Source organism: Sphingomonas sp. SUN019 (assembly GCF_024758705.1).
GTDB lineage: Bacteria > Pseudomonadota > Alphaproteobacteria > Sphingomonadales > Sphingomonadaceae > Sphingomonas.
Map to the genome: position 1 here is coordinate 1240436 of NZ_CP096971.1, position 22854 is coordinate 1263289.

Consider the following 22854-nt stretch of genomic DNA (forward strand, 5'->3'; position numbering starts at 1 on the left):
TGCCTAACTGCACCAATCCTAGGTTTGCGTAGTGGTGGCTGACAATTACGTCATCAAGCAACGAGACTTTCAAGCAGCGTTTGTATGCGATCGATCCGCCCTGCGTCGTCGGTTCTTTCGACGAGCAGAAAGCGACCATTCTTGTCGCTCAATCCGGCACCAGCGAAGTCGCCATCGAAATCACGTCGCGGGGTCAACGCGATGGCCGCAGGGCCGGCATCAATCCGTTCGACCCGCATCGTCCGCGCCGCATGACGAACGCGCGCTCGGGCAAGCAACGTCTCGGATTCGGGCGGCAGAGGACCAAAGCGGTCGAGCAGTTCTTCCTCGAATGCCTCCAACCCTGCATCGTCCTCGATCCGCGACAGCCGGATGTAGAGCGTCAGCCGCACGTCGGCCTCGGGAATCCAGCTTGCCGGGAGGCTGCCAGCGGACCCCAGATTCAACTCGGGCGACCAGCGTTCGATCGTCTCGCCCCGCGCCCGTTGCAAGGCGGAACCGAGTAGATGCTGGTACAGGTCGAGACCGATCAGCTTGATGTGTCCAGCCTGATTCTCGCCCAAGAGATCCCCCGCGCCGCGCATATCGAGATCCTGCGCGCTGATGTCGAACCCTGCGCCCAGCCGGTCGAAAGTAGCGAGTGTGCGAAGCCGTTTCTTGGTCCGTTCGCCGATCGCGTTGTCCGATTCGGTCAGCATGATTACTTGTCCACGGCGACCGCCCCGACCGACGCGGCCGCGAAGCTGGTGCAATTGCGCCAAGCCGAAACAGTCGGCCCGCCATACGATCATCGTGTTCGCGCGTGGCACGTCCAACCCGGCCTCGATAATGTTCGTCGCCAGCAGTACGTCGCCATTGCCGTCCGCGAACCCGACCATCGCGTCGTCGATTTCGGCGGGTGGCATCTTGCCGTGCGCCTGGATCACCGACAGCTCGGGCAGCAGGTCGTGCAACGACTGCGCTAGCCCGGCCATGTCTTCGATCCGCGGCACGACGACGAAGCTTTGCCCGCCGCGCCCCTTCTCGCGAATCAGCGCAGTACGAAAACGGACCTTGTCGAAATGATCGAGGCTGGTGCGGATCGGCTGACGCCGCGCCGGGGGTGTGGCGATGATCGACATCTGTTGCAAGCCGATCAGCGCCATCTGCAGCGTGCGCGGAATCGGTGTGGCGCTAAGGGTTAGGAGGTGCGTCTCGCCCGATCCGCGCAGCCGTGCCTTGTCGGCGGCACCGAAACGCTGTTCCTCATCCACCACGACCAATCCCAGCTTTGCGAAACTGACGCCCTTCGCCATTACCGCGCCCGTGCCGACGACGATCTGGATCGATCCGTCGGCGAGGCCCGCCTTGACCGCTTTCTTCTCCGTGGCGCTCGACACGCGCGATAGGCCGCCGATCGCGATGCCGGACGCGGCGAAGCGCCGCCGGAAACTCTCAAGATGTTGGCGGACGAGAACCGTCGTCGGCGCGGCGATGACGACCTGATAACCGGCAAGCGCGGCCAGTGCAGCAGCCCGCAATGCGACCTCGGTTTTGCCGTATCCGACATCGCCAATGATCAAGCGATCCATCGGTTTACCGCTGCTTAGATCGTCGCGGACGGCAGCGATCGCCTTCGTCTGGTCGCCGCTTTCGTTGAACGGAAAGCCGCCTGCGAAGCGTTCATATGCTGCGGCGTCGGGAACCATGACGGGGGCAGTGAGCGCAGCGCGCGCCTCCGCCAGCGCGGCGAGACCCTTGGCGCTTTCGGCGATCGCGATATCTATCGCGCCACGCCGCTTCAGCCAGGATGAGCCGTCGAGCTTGTCGAGCGTCACCGCGTCCGCATCCGCGCCGTAGCGCCAGATGCGGTCGGCATCGTCGATCGCCACCAGCCGCCGCCCGCCGCCTGCGTATTCTAGCGCGATCATCTCGGTCGGCGCGCCGTCCGCTCCGGGCGCGGCTTCCAGACCGTGGACCAGTGCTACGCCGTGATCTTCGTGAACGACGACATCGCCGACGCGGATTTCAGCGCCGGTACGGGCCCAGGGCAATGCCGCCGGCGACGTCTCGCCCCCGATCAGCGCGCGGCTACCCATCACGTCGGCGGCGGTGATCAACACGCGTTGGGCATCGACGAATCCAGCGTCGACGGGCAGTTCGATGCAAGCCGCGTCGCCCGGAGCGAGCGTCTCGATCGCGGCCCAGCCCGTGACGTCCGGCATGTCCAGCGCCAGGCGCTTGGCAAGTTTCGGGCGCAGGAAGCGGATGTCGCGGCGATTGCCCGCAAGCATCAAGACGCGTCCGTCGGCCAGCAACGGCTTTGCAAAGCGCGCCAGTGCCGCGAGCGGCGACCGCGCCTCGGCAAATCGCGGAACGGTCGCACCCTCGGCGTCGAAAGCAATCGAGTGCCAGTCCTTGCAGGCGGCGGCCCAACGATCATCGTCGATCGCATCGATCCGCGCGTCTGCGCTGCGCGCTGCGTCCTTCGCCAGCGCAACGAACCGCTGACGGCGCTTGTCCGCCTGGTCAGACAGGCCGAGCACGCCGGGCAAAAGGTGATCAAGAATGGAGACGGCGTCTTCGAGCGGCGGTTCCGCGGCGCGGCCGATCTCGACCTCTTCCAACTCATCAACGGTACGCTGCGTAGTCGGATCGTAGGAGCGGATCGCGATGACGTGATTGTCGGCGATGTCGATGCGCGCGGGAAGTGCCGCGTCAGCGGGAAAAATATCGATCACGTCGCCGCGGATCGCCATCTCGCCCGGTTCGTCGACGCGGTCGTCGGCGAAATATCCCAGCGCGTCGATCGTCGCGGCAAGTTGTTCGCCGTCGATCAAATCGCCAACGCTCAGGACCGGCGGCGCGGTATCGAACGCTTCTGGCCTAGGATACCGGTGCGCGGCGGCTTCCCCGCTCATGATACACGCGATACGCGCGCGGCTCTTGTTCTGCTGAACCAGTCGCAACGCGCGCAGCGTTGCGACACGATGGCCGGCATTGGCAGGGGAAGCGGGCGCGACGTCCCCAGGCAGTGCATCGCTGGACCCGACGTGATAGACAAGACCGCCCGGAACGAGCGCCTGAACAGCCGCAGAGAGAGCCTCGGCCACTTGCTGATCGTCAGCCAAGTAGACGATATCATCGGTCTTCAGGGTATCGGCGATGCGCGTGGCGATGAAAGCGATGTTCATGCCGCCGCCGGCCAGTCGCCCGTCTCCAGCGGCAGCAGCGCGTCAAACGCGGCGCGCGACATCTCAAGTACGAGCTTGTCGCAGCCGAACGTGAGGCAATCGCGCGGGACCGACCGCAACTGTTCATCGATCCCGCCGATCTTGCCGGTTGCGACGACGATATAGCTGACGGTGCCGGACTCGCATTCGATCAACGCCTCGACTGCCTTGCCGACAGGACTCTCGTTCGTGTCGACGACCGCCATGCCGGCGATGCCGGTTGCGGTAAACAGGGTCGGCGCGGAGGACTTGCGACTGGCCGCCTTGGCTGATTGGCCCCCATCCTCATACCCGCGCTGTCGTCCTAGCCAGCGCCAGATGCCGACCAGATTGACCAGGGTAAGAAAGACATTTGTAGCCAGCAGGTTCGTTTGTCCTGACGTCAGCCCGACCGTCGCCCAGCAGATCGAGCCGATCGTGAACACGACGAAGCCCCAACCGGTCACACGCGCGCCCAGATTGGCGGCGGTCATCATCGCGGCGATCATGGTCGCGATTGGCGCAATCCATCCGGCGAAATCGTTCAGCGTGCTATCCTCTCGACCATTCCGGTGCGCCGCGGATCGCGGCCTGTCATCTGGATCGGGCGAACGCGCATGAACCTTGGGCGTTGCGGTCGGATCATGAAATTTGCCGCAGGTTAGGAGGAATTCACGCTTCGACTTGAACCTCGCGGGCTGAATGACGTTCTTCGTGCGCAATCAAAGGATAGCCCAATGTCGCATACACCCCCGGTCCCTATCGGCAATCAATCTCCATATCCGTTGCAGGAGCCGCCACATATCAAGCGCAACACGGAAGTGCCGAATGAGATTGGGCAAGCCAAACGATCGCGCTGGTCGTTTCTGCCCATTCTGACCGCTTCGATTAGCGCCGCCGCAGCCATCAGCGCCGTGGCGATATTGTTGGCACCGGATCGCTTGTTTCAAAAGTCGTAGGGGTCGCCCCCCGGACTGAAGCAGCTCTTTTGAAATTTGGAAGAGCCGAAAATATCTGGTTTAGCTAGGATGATAAATTAACCTGCCCGAACCTGTATTATGGCGTGAAGACGTTTCAGAACTTGGGTGAACTAAACTGGTCCGATCGTAATTCGACTGGCTAAGATATGCAGCAATCGACGTATCGTGCATATTCAGGGGAAAGTGACGGCATTTGTTTTAGATCAGCCGCATAATTCCCGTCACCGCATCCCGTCAGTGATCAGATTTTGAGCTTTTTCAATAGCTTAATATCTGTCGCGTCGCGTGATACTTCATCCGGGTTTGTCCGCATATCGGTTTTGACGGTAAGAGAATTCGCTTGTCGCGCGCGCATTCCATTCTCAGCCAGCCGCCCACGGTCCTTCTTCCAAATACAGATAGTCCGGATCGAACTCGCCCAATCGCACCAGCGCTGTACGGTCGATGATCTGCACCTTGCCACGCGCCACGTCCGCCAGCCCGTCCTCGCGCAGCTTGCGCAGCGTCCGGTTGACGTGAACACTGGTCAGGCCGCACGCCTCGCCGATGTCCTGCTGCGTCAGCGGCAGCGCGAAAACGCCGTCATGCGCTCGGCCGGTCGCCGCCATCCGGTCATGCGTCTCGCACAGGAAGTGCGCGATCCGGCCCCCGGCGTCGAGACGTCCGAGCCGGAAAATCCACTCGCGATGCAGCGCCGCATCCAGCAGCGTCGAAAACCACAGCATCCGCGCAAGATTGGGATAATCGCGCACGATCGCATCGAGCCGCTCATGCGGAACGCACGCGATGCGCGATTCGCTCAGCGTCGCGACGTCGTGGTCCAGCCGTTGCAGCGGATAGCCGTGCAGGTCGACGAAATCGCCCGGCACCTGATACGCCACCAGTTGCCGGTATCCATCGCGCGCGTCCATGTACCGGCACATCGTCCCCGACAGCAGCAACGTGCTGTAGTGGACCCGGTCGCCACGCCGGATGACGATCTTCCGCGCAGGAACGGTCTTCACGTCCTCGACCGCGGCCTCAAGCACCGCTTTCTCTTCCGTACTTATCGCCGATCGGCCGCGGCCGCGCAGGAAATCAGTGGTCAGCGTCATTTGTTCACCCCTTGTACGCTTTCTACGCGGCGACATCCTCGTCGGACAAGGCTGCATCGCCTTAGAAGCCGACGCGCGATCGGGAGTATGCAGATCGACTGGAAAGCGGGCCACGCATTGCCCATATTGATGGTCAAGTTGCACAGGTGGAGACGACGATGGCCGGCGGCTGGACGCGAGACGGTGCGGTGCAGGATCAAATCGACGACACCGTTATGGACGCGGTGTCGGCGGCCCGTTCCCGGATGCCGACGGGCGAAAGCGAGCCGCAGTGCGCGGTTTGCGGCGACGATATTCCGGAGGGAAGGAGGCAGGCGGTCCCGGGCGTACGAACGTGCGTTTCCTGCCAGAGTGGACGCGATCGTCCCGCGAGCGAACTATTCAACCGGCGCGGCAGCAAGGACAGCCAACTGCGCTGAGCGAGTTCGCAGCCGTGCGATCTTTCATGTCGCGGGAACGATCGTCCCTCTTCGCCTCTTGATGCGATGACATTGGAAGGGTCATGATGGACGACGACCGCGTTTGGGAATTTGAAGAGGGCCTGTGGACAGGCACGGCCGAGCATTACCAAGGTCTGATTGACGAAAACTGCCTCATTGTTCTGCCGATCCCGTCTCTTGTGTTCAGCGGCGAGCAGGCGATCACTGCGGTCGCATCTACGCCTCGTTGGACCAAGGTGGTGTTGACTGGACAGCGAACAGCTCGGCCAGACGAAGGGTTGATCGTCGTCGCCTATCATATTGCGGCGAGCCGCGATGACGAGCGATATGTCGCTCGTCGAACCTCGACGTATCGTCGTCGCGCGCACGACGACTGGCAGGGGGTCCAGCATCAGCAGACGCCGCTGGCGGCATGACCGGCCGTCTTTGGCGACAACGACCAATCCCGCACATCGACGGTGGCTTAAGGATGCCACCAATTGCGAAGTGGCTAGGATATGCCGGGCTGCTGCCGCAGCTATGGGCGCTGACGGTGCTTCTTGTCGGGAATCCCGAAAGCCGCTTTACCGCGCTGGCGCTCGGCTATGCCTACGCAGCGCTGATCCTGAGCTTCCTCGGCGGCATGTGGTGGGGTCTGGCGGCGCAGGCGCGGGCCGTGATCCCCGCTTGGGTCTGGGGCGCCGCGATCGCGCCTTCGCTGATTGCGCTAGCGTCAACGCTGCCCTGGGCGGTCGGCGCTAGATGGCCCGGGCCTTCGCTCGCCTTACTGGGCGGCTCGTTGCTGGCCTCGCTCGCGGTTGACTACAGTCTTGCCGCCGCAGGATTATGTCCAAACTGGTGGCTGAAATTAAGGGTTCCGCTTTCGGTCGGACTCGGCGGACTCACACTCTGGATCGGCTATTTCGCTTAGAGGTCGTCCCTCAGGACTCAGCATTACAAGGAAGGACCTAGCGTTTTGATCAAGTTGAAGCCGATCGCCGATCAGGTGATCGTCATAACCGGCGCGTCGAGCGGTATCGGTCGGGAGACCGCGCTGCTGGCCGCGTCGCGTGGCGCCAGCGTCGTCCTCGCCGCACGTGGGGAGCGAGTGCTGAACGCGCTCGCCGAAGCGATCGAGCATGACGGTGGTCAAGCGCTGGCGGTCGTGTGCGATGTGTCCGACGCCGCGGCGGTCAACGCGCTTGCCGAGCGGGCGATCGGTGCGTTCGGGCGGATCGATTGCTGGATCAACAACGCGGGCGTGGCGATCGCATCGCCACTTGAAACGCTGCCCGAGGCCGATGCGCGACGATTGTTCGACGTCAACTTCTGGGGCGTGGTCCATGGCAGCCTGGCGGCGCTCCCGTATCTCGAGCGGCAGGGCGGGACATTGATCAATCTGGGTAGCTTCACGTCCGACGTGTCTGCGCCATTCATGGGAATGTATTCGGCGTCGAAGCAGGCGATCAAGGGCTATACCGATGCGTTACGGATCGAAGTTATGATGGATCGGCGACCGGTTTCGGTGACGTTGATCAAGCCTGCTCCGATCGCGACCCCGGTGTTGCAGCATCAACGCAACCTACTCGACCGGCAGGCGACGATGCCGCCGCCCTTCTACCGTCCGAGCGATGTCGCGGAGACAATCCTGTACGCCGCTGAACATCAAGTCCGCGACCTGTTCGTCGGCGGTTCGGCGCGCTTCGGCAGCGTCTTCGCGCAAATCCTGCCAGGTGTAACCGATCTCGGCGCGGCGCTGCTGGGACGGCAACTGTTTAAGACCGCGAATCCGCCGACCCGGCGCCCTGACAACCTGCACGTACCCAGCACGCCGGCGTTGGTGGAAGGTGACACCCACGGCCATGTCGCGCGGCGCAGTCTGTACACGTCGATGCGTGTTCGACCGAAGCGCACCGCCGCCGTAAGCCTCGCCTTCCTGGCAGTACTAGGCAGTTACCGACTGCTGCGCGCAGCGCGTTGAGTTATCGCAGCGGTCCTAACGGTTAGCGAAACATCGCGGCTCGGCCGCTTCAGTTTTACACCTGATCGGTCTCGACGACGCCCTCGGCGTCGAACTCGCCGAATGCCGAGCGGACCTTTTCCGCAGCGTCTTCGTCGACCACCTCGGCGGTAACAACGATCGCGCCTCGCAACGCGGCGTCGTCGCGCCCACCGTCGCCAAGCCGATCGGCCGAATTGTCCGAACCCGCCTGATCTTCGCCTGCGCTATTTTCTTCACCCTCGGTCGATAAGGAAATTGCCGCGCGATCGAGATCGAACTCTTGGACGAGCCGTTCCACGGCCATTTCGGCTTCGCGGCGGGTACCGAAGGTCGCGGTCAGCATGATGCCCATGATAATCTCCTTTTGGTCGTCATCCGCCCCGGCCCGTCCGGGGCGGACGGTAATGTATCAGGCGTCCTCGGCCTGCAGATTGACGCTGCTTTCGGCCAGCTTCGTCATATATTCGTCACCGCCGTAAATCTCCTTGGTGGCGTCGCGCAGCTTCCTGGCGTCATCCTTCAGGCCCAGCGCCTTGGCGTAGGCGGCCGCGGTGCCGAACCCGGCGATGCCGTAGTGCGTCATGCGCTGATATTGCGCGATGATGATCACATCGAGCACGGGGCCCTTTTTCGGACCCTCCTCAATCACATGCTTGGTCGCCTCGGTGACCAGTCCCTCCATGCCCTTGCAATGCTCCTTCGAGACCTTTTCGTCCTGCCCGGCGATCAATTCCTTCAGCACCGCGGTATGTGCGGTGATGCCCGCGTGCGACCTGGTCAGCATGTCCTTCAGCGACGCATCGCTCGCCTTGGTGGTGATCTTCTTAAGCACCTTCAGCATCTGATCGTTGGCGGACCACAAATCCTTCAATTCATCGACGTAGACGTCGCTCAGGTCTTCGGGGGTCGACATGTAGAGGCTCCTGTCGCCGGGCGGAACGCACGGCCTTAACCGGTCAGCGCTTCTGCGAGCCGGTCGGTTCCGCACGATGATCTCGATCAGTGCCTATTGCGTCAGGTCCAATAGAGGATACGCGCGGCGGGCAGCGCGCGGGCGATCTCCGTTTCGAAGAAGCCGCGCAACGCGCGCATCGTATCGGCATCATAAACGTGTTTGACCGAGCCGAACTTGGTACGCTTCTCGGTGCGGTTGACCGCGTCCATCGTCAGCGCCGACCCCGGATACCAGCCATCGAGCACCGCTTTCGACGTCGGCGAATAGCGGTGGGTGATCAGTTCGATCGTCAGATCCGGCGCCGGTATCGCACTGAGCGCGCGAGCGGCCTGTCCGATCAGCTCGGCATAGGCCGTCTCCCAGCCATCGGCGACGATGATCGGCGCGATGGTAAGTCCGATCGGATAGCCGGCGTGGCCCATCGCGGCGAGCCCGGCCAGCCGCGCCGAGACCGGACTGGTCCCGCCTTCAAAGCCTGCGTATCGCGCCGGGCTCACCGACGCGCGCATCCGCGTGCAACCGTGATGACCGAGGTTTAGCAACGGACCCACGGCGTCGAACTTGCTGGTGAAGCGTAGTTGCGCGTTCGCGTCCAATGCGCCGAACCACGCGATCGTGGCCGAAAGCGATCCGGTAATATGTTCGAGCGCAAGCGGATCGGTGTAGCAGCTCGCCTCGAACGTCGTTCCTTCGTGCGCGCGGCGCGCCGAGCGCGACGTGACCGTTCCACATCCAATGTGCGTGGGAATTTCAGCCAAGATTTCGGGCAGGTTGGCATAGGCGCGCGTGATCGGCGGCCCCTTCAGCGACCCGGCGAGATAGCAATAGCTGCAATGCGCCGGACACCCCTCGGCAAGGTCGATCCGCCAGTCCGCCGACGGCGCGATCGGTTGCAGGCGACGCTTCGACGGCGGCGCGACGACGATCGCCAAGGTCTGCTTGGCGGCGGCATAGGCCTGCCGCTCGTCGTCTGGAAGAGCGAGCGACAGCCGGTCGGTCGACAGCGTCTGAACATCGATACCGAGCGCGGCCGCACGTTCGGCGATGTCGCAACCATGTTGCCATTCCAGCGCCGATCGGGTGATCAGGACGCGCTTCGGGCGCCACGGTCTGCCGACCGCAATCTCGCTCTTCGCGGTAACGTCCGCGTTGCCCGTCATGGGTTCGCATCATCGTCGGGGCAGATTAAAGCATACCACTCAGCATAGCCAGTCGTGCGTACGCCGCGGCGGTTCAGATCAGGCGCGCCGTCAGTCCACCATACCGGGCCACGCTCCCCCAGCCCGTGCTTGGCTGCGTCGACGCGAGTGCGCGCCTCGGTTTCGGCAGCACTGTCTTTAGTGCGGCGCGCGGTCCCCACATTGCGCCGCGCCTCCATCAGCGCATGCACAAGTTCGTCACGCGTCTCCCGGGCGAGCGACGGGTCGGACGTTCGCCAGAGCCGCCCGCGCACCACAAAATACCGGCCATCGGGCGTGACCGGATATTTCGTAACCGGCGGATCAGTCCGTTGCGCTTCCCGGCTCCGCCATCTTGCGATGCTGTTCGGCAAGCACCGACCCCGGCGTAACATTGGCCAGCACGCCTTGGATCTTGGTCTTCAGCCCCGAGAATACCGACGCCTTGCCGCCCATCACCGCGTCCCAGCCGTCCTTCGCAACATCGGCCGGATCGCGCTTGTTCGGATCAGCCCCGACCGACGTGTCCAGCATGTCGGCCCGGTCGAAAAACTCGGTGTCGACCGGACCCGGCATCAGCGTCGTCAGCGTGACGCCGTCCGAGCCCTTGAGTTCGTTGCGCAGCGCCTCGGTGAAGCTGTCGACGAACGCCTTGGTGCCGTTGTAGACGGCATGAAACGCGCCTGGGATGTAGCCCGCGACCGATCCCGTCACCAGCACCTTGCCGTCGTTGCGCGCAACCATCGCGGGCAACACCTTTTGCAGCAGATAGATCGTGCCGGTGATATTGGTGTCGACCACCATCCGCCAGTCAGCGACCGCCTGATCGAGGAACGCGTGCCCCAGACCCTGCCCGGCGTTGGCGCACAGCAGGTCAATCTGCCGTTCACTAGCGGCGGCCAGCAACGCATCGACCCCGTCGATCGTCGACAGATCGGCGTTCACCGACTGCACATCGGTACCGAACTGCCTGAAATCGGCCGCGGCGGCGTCGATCAGCGGCTCGTTTGCGACGACGAGAATGTCGTAGCTGTTCTTCGCTGCAAGCGTGGCGAGCTCGAACCCTATCCCGGTCGATGCACCGGTGATAATCGCGTATTTATTGGCCATGTCGTCTCTCCTTACGCAGCGACGCCTAAGCCGGGCTTCAGCACGACCTTGGTCACTTCATTCTGATTGTCGTGGAACATCTTGTAGCCCCTGGGCGCGTCCTCGAGGTCCATGCGGTGCGAGATCAGGAAGGTCGTATCGATCTTCCCCTCCATGATCGCATTCAGCAGGGCGGGCATATAATGCTGAACATGGGTCTGTCCGGTTTTTAGCGTCAAACCCTTTTCCATGAAGGCGCCGAGCGGGAATTTGTCGACAATCCCGCCGTACACCGCGGGCATCGACACGCGACCACCCTTGCGACATGCGACGATCGCCTGACGGATCGAGTGGATCCTGTCGGTGCCGAGGAAGGTCGATTTCTTGATCTGATCGATGACGTTGTCGACGAAGAAGCCATGCGCCTCGAGGCCGACGCTGTCGATGACCGCATCGGGGCCGATCCCGCCGGTCATCAGCATCAACGCATCATACGTCGCGCTTTCCTCGAAATTGATCGTCTCCGCGCCGAACCTCTTGGCGAGGTCCAGTCGGTGCGGGAAATGATCGATCGCGATGACGCGGTCGGCGCCCATCAGGAACGCTGACTGGATCGCAAACAGGCCAACCGGGCCGCAGCCCCAGACTGCAACGGTGTCGCCGGGTTCGATGTCGGCATTCTCCGCCGCCATCCAGCCGGTCGGCAGGATGTCGGACAGGAACAGCACCTTCTCGTCCTCGACGCCATCGGGGATGACGATTGGACCGACATCGCTGAACGGCACGCGAACGTACTCTGCCTGCCCGCCAGCGTAACCGCCGGTCAGATGGCTGTAGCCGAACAGTCCCGACATCGGCTGTCCGTACAGCTCCATGCCGAGATCCTGATTGTCGGCCGGATTGCCGTTGTCGCACGCGGAATATTGATGCTTGCCGCAGTGGTAGCAGCTGCCGCACGCAATCGTGAACGGAACGACGACGCGTTGGCCCTTCTTCAGCGTCGATTTCGGTCCGGTCTCAACCACCTCGCCCATGAATTCATGGCCGAGGATGTCGCCCGACTGCATGGTCGGGATGTACCCGTCATACAGGTGCAGGTCGGACCCGCAGATAGCGGTCGCAGTCACATTAATGATGCAGTCGCGTGGGTTAAGGATCTCGGGATCGTCTACGGTGTCGACGCGAACGTCATGCCTGCCGTGCCATGCCAGCGCTCTCATGCCGTTTCCTCTTCGAATTGCTTGCGCGTGTTCGCGGCGGTCGCGATCTCGCCGGTTTCCATCAATTGCTTGAACCGGCGCAGGTCGCGGCGTGCTTGGATCGCGGGCTCTCGCTGGAACATCTTGGCGACAATCTTGCCGATGAAGCCTGCGGGTGGATCGTAGAAGATTGTCGCAGTAACGATCGTACCGCGCGCACCTGCGTCGCGGAACTGGACCCGCCCCGAATTGGGAACGTCGGCGCCCTGCTCGGACGTCCAGGCGATCAACTGATCAGGGACCTCCTCAGTGATCCGCGCGTCCCATTCGACCGTCTTGCCGGCGGGCGCCTTCACGACCCAGTGCGACCGATCGGCACTGAGCACGTCGATCCGTTCCACGTTGTCCATGAACGTCGGCAGCTTCGCAAAGTCACGGAAATACTCGAAGACCTCACGGACGGGTCGGTTGATCGTCACGGCGCTCGCAGCGACAGTATCGCCCGGCGACGTCGCGTCGCTCGATCGATCGCCTATGGCGTCACCACGCTTCGTCGTCGCTGTCGGTGCATCATCGTTATGGGAGGCACCCATGTTTATCGCTCCAGGTAGCTTGAGTGTTTGGAGCGAACGGCGCTCGACTAGGTTCCTCCGTCGATCCTCGCCAAACCCGCGTTGTAATGTGGATCAGTCTGTTTTCGAGAGCGTGGACTGCATGAACAGCGCACCAATGGCGGCCCATCTAACCTGCCGGCTGCTGGATCGCTGTCGCATCAAACCGGCCGCACGCAGCGCATCCGTGATGATCGCTTCTACGCCCCTGCCCGCGGGCATCGCCAATTCGACCGGCGTCAGCACCGTCGCACTTGTTCGCCCCGGCGCCTCGGATCGCGCGCGCCGCGTCACGGAATCGCTGGTCGGCATGGCGTGGACCGATTGAATGGTCGAATGCTGCAACAGACCGAAAAAGCGCGCGATCTGTCGAGACGAGGAAATTCCGGCTTCGAGCATGTAGGGACCAACCGCGCCGCACGCGTCGCCGCCAACGGTCTTCAACGGTGTTCCGTGACCCATCCCGGCGATTTCATAAACTTCGAGAACATCATGCCCGGCTTGGTCAATCCACCGTTTCCGCGTCGCGCCGTCCACGATATCGTGCTTATCCGGATTCGCCGCCAGCGCGTGAACGCCACGCCATTGGGCGACAATGCGGTCGGCGTTTGACGGCGCGACCGTTCCGTCGGCGCTGCCCTGCCACACGGAAATCCGCGGCCACGGTCCGGAATGCGACGACGCATCGCGAACCAAAGCCGCCAACTTTGCATCAGGCGGAAAACCTTGGCCGCGCATACGCGCAAACGCGTCGGTGACCGACAGCGCCGCGCCAAACGCGAGGCCGGCGATGATCGCCCCACCAGCAAAGACATCCGGATACGTCGCGAGCATGACCGAAGCCATTGCGCCACCGGCGGAAAGGCCGGTCACGAATACACGAGACGGATCGACGTCGTGCGCTGACATCATCGCGGCGATCATCTGTCGGATCGAGAATGCCTCGCCAGCGTCTCGCCGAATATCCGTCGGCGCGAACCAGTTGAAGCAGAGGTTCGCGTTGTTGGCCGCCTGCTGCTCGGGGAAAAGCACAGCGAAGCCGTGTTCATCGGCGAGCTGCGACCAGCCCGAGCCACGATCATAGTCCGCCGCGGTCTGAGTGCATCCGTGCAACACCACCACCAGCGCCGCCCCGGACCGAAGATTCGCGGGGACATAAAAATGTGCGCGCAGCACACCCGGGTTTGATCCGAACGGCGCCAAGCTGCTTAAACGGTTGTTCGGTGCCGTGACGTGTCCGCGCAATCGCGCTCGTTGTAAGGTCGCCAGCTGTGCGATCGTCGTGCCGAGACCGGTCATGTAGAGTCCTCATGGCAAGCGACAGGCTCGCGTAATACCGAACCAACGAGAAACCGGTTCGTTGCTGCGCTGCACAATAAAGACGTAGGGTCTTATCAGTCAGTGCGCCGAAGGTGACGGTCGAAACGCGATGCTTTCGAGCCTCCAACGATCCTCCAAGCCCGGAATGGCCAGCGTCTCGGAATCAAAGTCTGCGGGGGGAACGGCGCCGACCACCTCCGCTCGAATATAGCGTCCGGTTTCGCGCAACAGGATCTGCGACGCGGGAAAACGCGCGCGCAATGCCTGGGACACCGCCCTTGCCTCATCGGACAGGTGCGCCGCATCGAGAGCGTTGGGTACGCCGTCGACCAGTTCCGACGTCGCGATGCGCAGCGCCTTGCAGCCGTCGAGTATGATGCTGAGCGAGATCAGCGCCGCCGCTGTCGCGTCAGCCCACCACCAGCCCATTCCGAGGCCCGCGACGCCGAGAAAGCCGGCGACGCCGGTTTGCCAGTTCGCCTTGTTCATCAGCGCATCGGTATGAAGCAATTTGTCACGGAGACGTTGGGCGAGCGGCAGTTCCTTCCGGCCGATGATCAGCGGAGGGATCGTCGCATAAGCCTGGGCCGCGAGCATGAACCATCCAAGCCAGATGTCGTGGCCGCCAACCCGGACCGACCCGATCGTGACGTGCTCCGCGGCTAGCAGTGCCGTTGCCGCATCCTTAAGAAGCAGTCCGCCGACAGCCGCCAGCGCGACGGCGGCGATCAGAAAGCCCAAGCCGTTCACCCGATCGAAGCCGTAATGGAACCGGGCATTCGACGATCGTTTTTCGAACCGCGCGGCGATCAGGAAGACGATCGGTGGGACAAGTCCGAGCGTGTCCTCGATCCAGGCCGTTCGCATTGCCTGGCTGCTGCCCATGCTCAATCCCATCACGAGGATGATGCTGAGGGTCCAAGCGACGTTCCACCATTCCAGTCGGTTCGCCGCTTCCATATCAGCGCGAATGGCGGCGGGGTGCCCTGCTCGCTCGCTCACAAGCCTTCACTTTCGCGTACTGCCTTTTCGAGCAGCATGATCCAGCGATTTTCGCCGTTCCGAGCGACAGGGACGAGGATGATGGTGCGCTTTCCTACCACGCGTTCCGCCAGTGGATCGACGAAAGCTACCTCCGTAAGCCAGGGCGTGTCATCGGCAAATTCACCGATCACGATGTCCAGGTCGCCATTCTCGAGGCTGGCCAGCAGCGGTTCGGCCGCCGCCCGTTTGAGCAAACGCCGTGCCCCCGTCACGGTTTCGATCCGTGCCAGATACACGTCAATCACAGTTGCATCGGCATGACCTTGGCCGGAGGCTACAATACCCACCCGGATTGTCCGGGACGCGCGAACATGTTCGGACGTTCCAGCAATATCGTCAGGATAATTCGAGCACGCGGCGGTCATCGCGATCACCGAAAAGAGCCAGCAACGCCGCATCGATCGTCCCTACCATCGTCGGCGACCACCTCACAATGACCTCAATCACGTCAAGCAGGCGACTTTCGAATCCGTTCAACGCGAACGAGATGTCGCCTTACACGACAGATGATAACCGCATCACGATAGACGCGATCGGCGGGTGCCAAGAGGCGAGCTATCATGCAATCACGGAAACGGCCTCTCAATGGCGGCCAAGCATATCCGTCATCGAGAATCGGGTCTGACAAGGTCAGTCGCGGCAAGGTGTTCGGCGATGAACCAGACCTGTGGTTCGTGGGTGCGGATGACGTTGCTGACCAGCAGGTCATTCGTGCCGTCGTCGCCCGCTTCGTCCGCCGCCCCGGCGCCTTCGTGGGCCTGACGCAGGATGATCTCATGCGCCTCCAGCAGCCGTGACAATTGGGTCGGAACATCCTCGCGTCCCTTCGGCGGACGCGGAATTTTCGTCATTTCGGCGACATCGGGCGCCATCGCTATGCTGATCCCGCCCAGCGCCATGATGCGTTCGGCGATCATGTCGACCAGCGCGGCCTGTTCTTCGTAATGCTTGTCGAGCAATAGATGGAGTTGGTAGAAGGTCGCCCCCGACATCTGCCAATGATGCTTCTTGTACAGGTCGCGCAGCGTCATCGTGTCGGCCAGAACCTGGTTGAGCGTCGCGACGCTCTGCGTTCGTGCATTATTCTTCAGCGCGAGCGGAAGCTGCTTGAGCGTGCCGTAGGGTTGGATCTCGCGATATTCGACCTTGTACTGCGGCTGCGCTTCGCGGGACGCCTCGGATGAAGCCGGTTTTCCGGGTTTGCGGGCCATTTGCTGTCCTGTTCGGCTGATCGATTAGGGATCGTCGTCAACGACATTATGCGCTGAAAGGTCCGCATCGCCGGTCGCCGAGTTGCGAGTCACTGATAATTTGTCGCAGGTTAATCTGGGTCGGTACGATTCACTTTAAGTGACGGACCCAAACACGCGCGGTCGTTCGTTACGCGCCCGCACTTCCTATTTAACGGAGAGACGCCGGGTATGAGGATCGCGATCATCGCCCACTTGAAGCATGCGATCATCGAGCCGTTCGCAGGGGGGCTGGAGATGCACACGCATTTGCTGGCGACGTCGTTCCGCGCGCGCGGCCACGACGTGACGCTGTACGCCTCGACGCGGTCCGATCCGGCGACCGGCCTGGCGGCGATCTGCGACGAGACGACGCTGAATGCGGCCGGGGTGGCGGAAGCGAGCGACATCATGTTCTTTCGCGAGCATCATGCCTATCTCCGGCTGATGTCCGAGTTACGCCGCAGCGACTTCGACATCGTGCACAACAATTCGCTGCACTATCTGCCGGTCGCGATGGCAGACACGTTGCCGATGCCGATGGTTACGACACTGCACACGCCGCCGTTCTGCTGGCTGGAAAGCGGCATTCGGCTGTGCCGTGCGGAGGCGACGCGCTTCGTCGCGGTATCCGATGCGATCCGGACGATGTGGTCGCCGATCGTCGCGATCGACCGCGTGGTGGGCAATGGCATCGATCTGGATCGCTTCCCGTATCGCGCGATGCCGGACCCCGAGCCCTATCTTGTCTGGTACGGTCGCATCGTGCCCGAAAAGGGCGCGCATCTGGCGATCGCGGCGGCGCGGCGGGTGGGCTTGCCGCTCAGGATCGCGGGGCCGGTATCCGATCCGGCCTATTTCGCGACCGAAGTCGCGCCGCATCTGGGCGATGCGGTGCGGCATGTCGGGCATCTGGACCACAAAAGCCTGTCGCGGCTGATCGCTGGCGCGCGCGCGTTTCTGTGCACGCCGTGCTGGGACGAGCCATATGGGCTGGTGGTGGCAGAGGCGTTGTCGTGCGGCACCCCGGTCGCAGCCTTCGCACGGGGTGCGATCCCCAGCTTGCTGGATGCGGACAGCGGCGTGCTGGCGACGCCGGACGACGTTGCGTCGCTTGCCGACGCCGCACTTCAAGCGATGACGCTCGATCGGAAAGCATGCCGCGCGCGCGCCGAGGCGATCTGCGATGCGGACGTGATGATCGACGGGTACGAGGCTTTGTACCGCGAGATGGTCGCGCTGCACGAACCGGCGTTGCAGGTGCGGATCGCGAAGGGTACGCCCGTGCTGACGTTGCTGGGCCACGCGTGAGCGACAGGCGATTCTGCGTCTGCGTGCCCGCGCGCAACGAAGCGGCGCGGCTGCCGATCCTGCTCGATGCGCTGGCGGCACAGACGCTCCCGGGGCCGATTGCGGTGGCACTGTGCATCAACAATAGCGACGACGACAGCGTCGCGGTCGTGGCTGAGGTCTCCGCGCGCCACGCGCCGCGACTGGATGTGCGGATCGACGAGTGCGCCCTGGCGCTCGACGTGGCCCATGTGGGAACAGCGCGACGGCGCGCGATGGATGCGGGGTTAATGCTGGTCGAGGGGCGCGGGGTATTGCTGTCGACCGATGCGGATTGCCGTCCGCCGAGCGACTGGATCGCGGCCAACCTGGCGGCGATCGCCGAGGGGGCGGACATCGTCGGTGGACGGATCGTGCTCGACGACGCGGAGCCGATCGCGCCCGATGTCGTGGCGATGCGGGCGCGGTACGATCGTTACTGGGCCGCGGTGCGCGCCATCGAGGATGCGATCGACCCGTCCCCGCATGATCCGCCGCCGCGGCACGGCGATCACACCGGCGCGAGTCTTGCGATCGACGCCGTGCTGTATCAAGCGGCGGGCGGCGTCCCCGCGATCGCGTGTGGCGAGGATCGCGCTCTGGTAATCGCGGCGGTCGCAGCGGGCGGGCGTCTGGCGCACCCGATGGCGGTCTGGACCCGCGTTTCGGCGCGGACCGTGGGGCGCGCGGCTGGGGGGATGGCGATGGCGATGGCGCAGCTGTCCGACACGATCGCGCACGGCGAGGTGCCGCGGGTGACTGGATTTGATCACTGGCGACGGCGCGCAACGTGGAGGCGCGACGAGCGTGCGCGCACCGGCGTCGCTGCGATGCTGGCGCGCGAGGAACGGCTGCCGTCGATGCCCGCGGATATCGAACTGCCGCGATGAATCGACCGATCGGCTATTATGTCCATCATCACGGCGTGGGGCATCGCGCGCGCGCGCTGGCAATCGCCGACCGGGCCGCGGGTCGTTTCACGCTGTTGGGGACGGACCTCTCCGGACGCACCGGACCGCACCCGTTCGTCGACCTTCCCGACGACCGGATCGATACCGCGTTCGACGGCGCGGATGGCGATGCGAGCCGGCCCGAGGCGTTGCACTACGCGCCCATCGATCACGGCGGCATTCGACGCCGCGTCGCTGCGATCACCGCGTGGATTGCCGACGCGCGACCCGCGCTGATGGTAGTCGACGTGTCGTGCGACATCGCAATGCTGGCGCGGCTCGCCTCGGTGTCGACGGTCTGCGTGCGACTTGGCGGCCGGCGCGACGATGTGCCGCATCTGCAGGCGTTCCGCGCCGCGACCGGTATCGTCGCGCCGTTCGCCGCGGCGCTGGACGATCCGGCGACGCCGGGATGGGTAAGGGACAAGACGGCGTATCGTCCGGGTATCGTGACCCGGCCCGCTGCGGCGACGATCGATAAGGGATCGGTGCTGGTCGTCGTCGGCGCGGGCGGATCGTCGACCGATGGTGCGGACTGGGCGCGGGCGGCGCGGGCGCTGCCCGATCGCCGGTGGAGCGTCATCGGCGCGTGTCGGGGCATCGCCAATGCGCCGGAGAACCTGACGATCCTTGGCTGGGTCGACGATGCGGCGGCGCGGATCGCGCGCGCAGGCGTCGTGATCGGCAGCGCGGGCAACGGCGTCCTCGGCATCGTGATCGCCGCGCGCCGACCGTTCGTGTGCATCCCCGAGCCGCGCCCGTTCGATGAGCAGCGATCGAATGCGCGCGGTCTGGTCGCGGCGGGTGCAGCGGTGGCGTGCGATGATGTTGGAACTGCGGACTGGCGCGCGCTGATCGCCGCCGCGGAGCGGATCGACCCTGCCGCCGCGGCGGCGCTGGACGATCCGAATGGTGCCGAACATGCCGCCGACTATCTGATCTCGCTCGCCGACGGCGGTCGCGCATGACTGGACCTTTGGTGCCGTTACATGACGATCCTTTGGTTGCCGATCTTGCGCGGCTCGGCACCGGGTATGACGACGTGCCCGCCTATCCCGCCGACAGCATCGCGGTGCTGGCGCGCGCTGGATTGCTGCGGCGGTTCGCGCCGGTGGCGGCGGCAGGAGAGGCGTTCGCCGATGCGGACGCGCGGCATCGCGCGATGTTCGACGCGTTGCGCCGCGTCGGTCGCGGCGACCTGAGCGTCGGACGACTGTTCGAGGGCCACGTCAACGCGCTGGCGCTGTTCGACTGGTATGCGACGCCGGACCAGAATGCGTGGCTGGCGGATGCGCTGGACCGGGATGCGGTGTTCGGCGTGTGGGCGACCGAACCCGCGCCGGGCGTCGCGCTGGTCGAGGATGCGGCCGGGCGCAGGCTGCACGGCGCGAAGAGTTTCGCCAGCGGTGCGGGCGGCATCGCCTATGCCGTCATCACCGTCCGGCCCGCGACGGGCGACCGGCGGCTCGCCATCGTCGCCGCCGACGATGCGACGCGCACCGACGCGAGCGGATGGCGCGTGCGCGGGATGCGCGCCAGCATGAGCGGGCTGTACGACCTGACCGGTTATCCGATCGACGACCGCGCGCTGTTGGGCGCGCCGGGCGACTACGATCGCGAGCCACGCTTCACCAGCGGCGCCTGGCGCTTCACCGCGGTACAGCTTGGCGGGATCGAGGCGCTGCTCGCCGAAACGCGTGCGATGCTGAGCGATAAGGCGCGGTCCGATCCGCTGACACGCGCCGCCTTCGGTCATGCCATCGTCGCGACGCGCACCGGGTGGCTGTGGGTGCGCGAAGCCGCGATCCGCGCCGCGCGCGAGGATTGCGACGCGGCGTCGTTCGCGCGGATGACGCGCGGCGTGGTCGAGCGCGCCGGTCTGGACGCGATGGAATATGCCACGCGCCTGATCGGCACCCGCAGCGCGTTCGCGGGGCAGCGCGTCGACAAGATCATCCGCGACCTCAGCCTGTATCTGCGTCAGGCCGGACCGGACCAGGTTCGCGACGCCGCGGTGCGCGACTGGATCGATCGCGATTGCTGGGGCGACGATCCATTATGGTGATCGCGCAATCGCTGGCGAAAAGCCGTTTTGCCACCGCCCGGTGGCTGGTGCTGGCACCGCATGCCGATGACGAGACGCTGGGCGCGGGGGCGCTGGTCGCGGAAACCGCGGCGGCGGGGCGGCTGGCGGGAATCGTCTATCTTACCGACGGCGCGGCGTCGCATCCCGGCGGCGGCGGGCGGCTCGCGCGGTTGCGGCGGCGAGAGGCGGGGCTGGCGATGCGCCGGTTGGGCGTCGCGGCGACGCCGGTCTTTCTCGGCTGGCCCGACGCGCATCCGCATCGCCCGGACAGCGCGGCGTGGCGCTCGACCGTCCGCGCGCTGGCGGCGCTGATCCGGTCGCGCCGGGTCGATGCGGTGGCGGTCACTGGCGCGGAGGAGCGGCATTGCGACCATGCGGCATTCCAGGCGATCGCCAGCGCAGCGGTGCGCGCCGCGCGGCGATCGGTAGCGCTGTTCGAGTACCGGGTGTGGAGCGACCCGGCGCTGCGCCATGCGCGCCGGACGCTGCGGACGTGCGCGATGCCGCCGGGCATGCGCCGCCACGCCCTGATGGCGCATCGCAGCCAGACCAGCGCGGCGTTCGGCCCCGGCTTTCGCGTCGCGCGCGCCGCATGGCGGATGCCCGCGACCGACGTCCTCCACCTGAACGGAGCGCACCATGTCCATTGATCGTCTCCCTAGCCGTAGTCTCGACGCCGCTTATTTCGACGGCATTTTTGCTGGAAACGACGATCCGTGGTCCCTCGCCAGCAGCGATTACGAGGCGGCGAAGTTCGCGCGGACGATCGCGGTGCTCGCGGACCGTTGCTATGCGTCGGCGCTGGAGATTGGCTGCGCGCATGGGGTGCTGACGCGGAAGCTGGCGCCGCTATGCACCGATCTGCTCGCGATCGATATCGCTGCTGCGGCGATCGAAGCGGCGCGCAAGCGGTGCGCCGCACTGCCGCAGGTTCGTTTTGAACGGATGACGTTTCCACTTCAGACGCCGACGATCACTATGCTTGACCTCGTCGTGCTGTCCGAAGTGGCCTATTATTGGAGCGACGAGGACTTGGCGGAGTGTGGCGAATGGCTGCGGGACCACGTCGCCGCCGGCGGGCGCATCCTGCTGGTCCATTTCACCGAAGAAACCGATTATCCGCAGAGCGGCGACGGGGCGACGTCCAAATTGCAGCGCCTGCTCGGCGATGCGATAACCGTCGCCCGCGCCGAACGCGCAGACCGTTACCGGCTTGACCTATGGGCACGCCGATGACCGATCTCAGCGTACTGACGATCGTTCGCAACCGCCAAGCGCATTTTGACAATCTGGTCGAAGGACTGCGGCGTTCGTCGCGCCGCCCCGACGAACTGGTAGTCGTGGACATGAGCGATGTGTGGCTCGCGCCGCCATCGACCGATTTTCCGATCAGTATGATACGGCTGGAGACAGAAGGCCTGCCGTTGGCGGTGGCGCGCAACCGAGCTGCCGCCGTCGCGAATGGAGAGCATTTGCTGTTCCTCGATGTCGATTGCATTCCTCTCACCGATTGTCTGGCGACGCTGCACGCCGCGCTCGTCGACCACGATGCGTTGATCTGCGCTGATGTTCGCTATCTCGGCCCTGACGACACGCGCGGCAGCTGGACCGACGCCACGTTGCTCGACGCGGGCCAACCGCATCCGGCGCGCATGTTCCCAGCCACCGGCATCCGGCGCGAACCCAATCCCGGCCTTTTCTGGTCGGTTGCTTTCGCAGTTCGTCGTGCTCGGTTCGAGGCGCTGGGCGGGTTCGACGAGCGGTTCACCGGCTATGGCGCGGAGGACACGGACTTTGGCTTTCGCGCCAATGCGGCGAAGGTGCCGTTGCTGTTTGTCGGCGGCGCGGTCGCCTGCCACCAGCATCACGCGGTGTTTGATCCGCCGCTCCAGCACTTTGACGACATCGTCCGCAACGCTCGGCAGTTTCGCTCGCAATGGGGCGTGTGGCCGATGGAAGGATGGCTGGCAGAATTTGAAAGGGTCGGACTGGTCGCGCTCGACGATAACGAGCTTTCGGTGCTGCGAGTACCTACGCGCGACGAGATCGAGCAGGCCCGTCGCTCCTGAAACGTCCATGTCGAAGCGTGCCGAGGTCTATTATCGGGCGTCATATTGTCGGCTGAGAGAGCCCGCCAACAGCGGCGGATCGAAGACAATTCTTCTCGCGCGAAACCTA

Annotated in this window: 25 protein-coding genes; 12 read left to right on the top strand and 13 right to left on the bottom strand. The window is 64.3% G+C overall.

What is annotated here, in order from left to right:
* Positions 1-53 precede the first annotated feature (53 nt).
* Positions 54-3173, bottom strand: coding sequence for a helicase-related protein (locus M0208_RS06035; RefSeq protein WP_258890821.1), 3120 nt, complete (start codon positions 3171-3173; stop codon positions 54-56).
* On the bottom strand, positions 3170-3700 hold the full coding sequence (locus M0208_RS06040; RefSeq protein ID WP_258890822.1) for a PRC-barrel domain-containing protein: 531 nt from the start codon (positions 3698-3700) through the stop codon (positions 3170-3172). The genes M0208_RS06035 and M0208_RS06040 overlap by 4 nt, the downstream gene beginning before the upstream one ends.
* 228 nt (positions 3701-3928) lie before the next feature.
* On the opposite strand from M0208_RS06040, the gene M0208_RS06045 reads away from it, so the two are divergent.
* The gene (locus tag M0208_RS06045) at positions 3929-4150 is read left to right on the top strand and encodes a hypothetical protein (protein ID WP_258890823.1); all 222 of its coding nucleotides are present in this window, start codon (positions 3929-3931) and stop codon (positions 4148-4150) included.
* A 383-nt stretch (positions 4151-4533) separates the two neighbouring features.
* Here M0208_RS06045 and M0208_RS06050 read toward each other — a convergent pair whose 3' ends face one another.
* Positions 4534-5265, bottom strand: a complete 732-nt coding sequence (locus M0208_RS06050) for a Crp/Fnr family transcriptional regulator (protein WP_258890824.1) — start codon at positions 5263-5265, stop codon at positions 4534-4536.
* A gap of 158 nt (positions 5266-5423) precedes the next feature.
* Here M0208_RS06050 and M0208_RS06055 point away from each other — a divergent pair, with 158 nt between their 5' ends.
* The 4 genes from M0208_RS06055 (at position 5424) to M0208_RS06070 (ending at position 7665) form a co-directional block, all read left to right on the top strand.
* Positions 5424-5684, top strand: coding sequence for a DksA/TraR family C4-type zinc finger protein (locus M0208_RS06055; protein ID WP_258890825.1), 261 nt, complete (start codon positions 5424-5426; stop codon positions 5682-5684).
* 83 nt (positions 5685-5767) lie between these two features.
* A complete protein-coding gene (locus M0208_RS06060) occupies positions 5768-6121 on the top strand; it encodes a DUF4440 domain-containing protein (protein ID WP_258890826.1) in 354 nt (117 codons plus the stop codon).
* Positions 6118-6615, top strand: a complete 498-nt coding sequence (locus M0208_RS06065) for a DUF3429 domain-containing protein (protein ID WP_258890827.1) — start codon at positions 6118-6120, stop codon at positions 6613-6615. Before M0208_RS06060 ends, M0208_RS06065 begins: the two co-directional genes overlap by 4 nt.
* Positions 6616-6660: 45 nt before the next feature.
* Positions 6661-7665, top strand: a complete 1005-nt coding sequence (locus M0208_RS06070) for an SDR family oxidoreductase (RefSeq protein ID WP_258890828.1) — start codon at positions 6661-6663, stop codon at positions 7663-7665.
* A gap of 55 nt (positions 7666-7720) precedes the next feature.
* On the opposite strand, the gene M0208_RS06075 is transcribed toward M0208_RS06070, so the two are convergent.
* The 10 genes from M0208_RS06075 to M0208_RS06125 form a co-directional block, all read right to left on the bottom strand.
* Positions 7721-8038: a hypothetical protein gene (locus tag M0208_RS06075; RefSeq protein ID WP_258890829.1), complete on the bottom strand. Its 318-nt coding sequence runs from the start codon at positions 8036-8038 to the stop codon at positions 7721-7723.
* Between the two features lie 57 nt (positions 8039-8095).
* A complete protein-coding gene (locus M0208_RS06080; protein ID WP_258890830.1) occupies positions 8096-8599 on the bottom strand; it encodes a ferritin-like domain-containing protein in 504 nt (167 codons plus the stop codon).
* A gap of 101 nt (positions 8600-8700) precedes the next feature.
* Positions 8701-9801, bottom strand: coding sequence for a spore photoproduct lyase family protein (locus tag M0208_RS06085; protein ID WP_258890831.1), 1101 nt, complete (start codon positions 9799-9801; stop codon positions 8701-8703).
* Between the two features lie 342 nt (positions 9802-10143).
* A complete protein-coding gene (locus M0208_RS06095) occupies positions 10144-10929 on the bottom strand; it encodes an SDR family oxidoreductase (RefSeq protein WP_258890832.1) in 786 nt (261 codons plus the stop codon).
* Between the two features lie 11 nt (positions 10930-10940).
* Positions 10941-12128: a zinc-dependent alcohol dehydrogenase gene (locus M0208_RS06100; protein ID WP_258890833.1), complete on the bottom strand. Its 1188-nt coding sequence runs from the start codon at positions 12126-12128 to the stop codon at positions 10941-10943.
* The gene (locus tag M0208_RS06105) at positions 12125-12700 is read right to left on the bottom strand and encodes an SRPBCC family protein (RefSeq protein WP_258890834.1); all 576 of its coding nucleotides are present in this window, start codon (positions 12698-12700) and stop codon (positions 12125-12127) included. The genes M0208_RS06100 and M0208_RS06105 overlap by 4 nt, the downstream gene beginning before the upstream one ends.
* Before the next feature lie 93 nt (positions 12701-12793).
* A complete protein-coding gene (locus M0208_RS06110; protein WP_258890835.1) occupies positions 12794-14017 on the bottom strand; it encodes a PHB depolymerase family esterase in 1224 nt (407 codons plus the stop codon).
* 99 nt (positions 14018-14116) lie between these two features.
* On the bottom strand, positions 14117-14998 hold the full coding sequence (locus tag M0208_RS06115; protein ID WP_258890836.1) for a cation transporter: 882 nt from the start codon (positions 14996-14998) through the stop codon (positions 14117-14119).
* Positions 14999-15036: 38 nt separating this feature from the next.
* Complete coding sequence (locus M0208_RS06120) at positions 15037-15456, bottom strand: hypothetical protein (protein ID WP_258890837.1); 420 nt, start codon at positions 15454-15456, stop codon at positions 15037-15039.
* Positions 15457-15687: 231 nt separating this feature from the next.
* Complete coding sequence (locus M0208_RS06125) at positions 15688-16293, bottom strand: Dps family protein (protein WP_258890838.1); 606 nt, start codon at positions 16291-16293, stop codon at positions 15688-15690.
* Between the two features lie 210 nt (positions 16294-16503).
* Between M0208_RS06125 and M0208_RS06130 the strand changes: the two genes are divergently transcribed.
* The 7 genes from M0208_RS06130 to M0208_RS06160 are packed head-to-tail and all read left to right on the top strand — an operon-like array spanning position 16504 to position 22745.
* Complete coding sequence (locus tag M0208_RS06130) at positions 16504-17622, top strand: glycosyltransferase family 4 protein (protein ID WP_258890839.1); 1119 nt, start codon at positions 16504-16506, stop codon at positions 17620-17622.
* A complete protein-coding gene (locus tag M0208_RS06135) occupies positions 17619-18530 on the top strand; it encodes a glycosyltransferase family 2 protein (protein WP_258890840.1) in 912 nt (303 codons plus the stop codon). Before M0208_RS06130 ends, M0208_RS06135 begins: the two co-directional genes overlap by 4 nt.
* A complete protein-coding gene (locus M0208_RS06140) occupies positions 18527-19558 on the top strand; it encodes a glycosyltransferase (protein ID WP_258890841.1) in 1032 nt (343 codons plus the stop codon). The genes M0208_RS06135 and M0208_RS06140 overlap by 4 nt, the downstream gene beginning before the upstream one ends.
* Entirely contained in the window at positions 19555-20655 is a 1101-nt protein-coding gene (locus tag M0208_RS06145; RefSeq protein WP_258890842.1) for an acyl-CoA dehydrogenase family protein, read from the top strand. The genes M0208_RS06140 and M0208_RS06145 overlap by 4 nt, the downstream gene beginning before the upstream one ends.
* Positions 20649-21326 (top strand): PIG-L deacetylase family protein, encoded by a 678-nt coding sequence (locus M0208_RS06150; RefSeq protein ID WP_258890843.1) that lies wholly within the window; start codon positions 20649-20651, stop codon positions 21324-21326. The genes M0208_RS06145 and M0208_RS06150 overlap by 7 nt, the downstream gene beginning before the upstream one ends.
* A complete protein-coding gene (locus tag M0208_RS06155) occupies positions 21316-21912 on the top strand; it encodes a nodulation S family protein (RefSeq protein WP_258890844.1) in 597 nt (198 codons plus the stop codon). Before M0208_RS06150 ends, M0208_RS06155 begins: the two co-directional genes overlap by 11 nt.
* Complete coding sequence (locus M0208_RS06160; RefSeq protein WP_258890845.1) at positions 21909-22745, top strand: glycosyltransferase family 2 protein; 837 nt, start codon at positions 21909-21911, stop codon at positions 22743-22745. The genes M0208_RS06155 and M0208_RS06160 overlap by 4 nt, the downstream gene beginning before the upstream one ends.
* Positions 22746-22854: the final 109 nt, after the last annotated feature.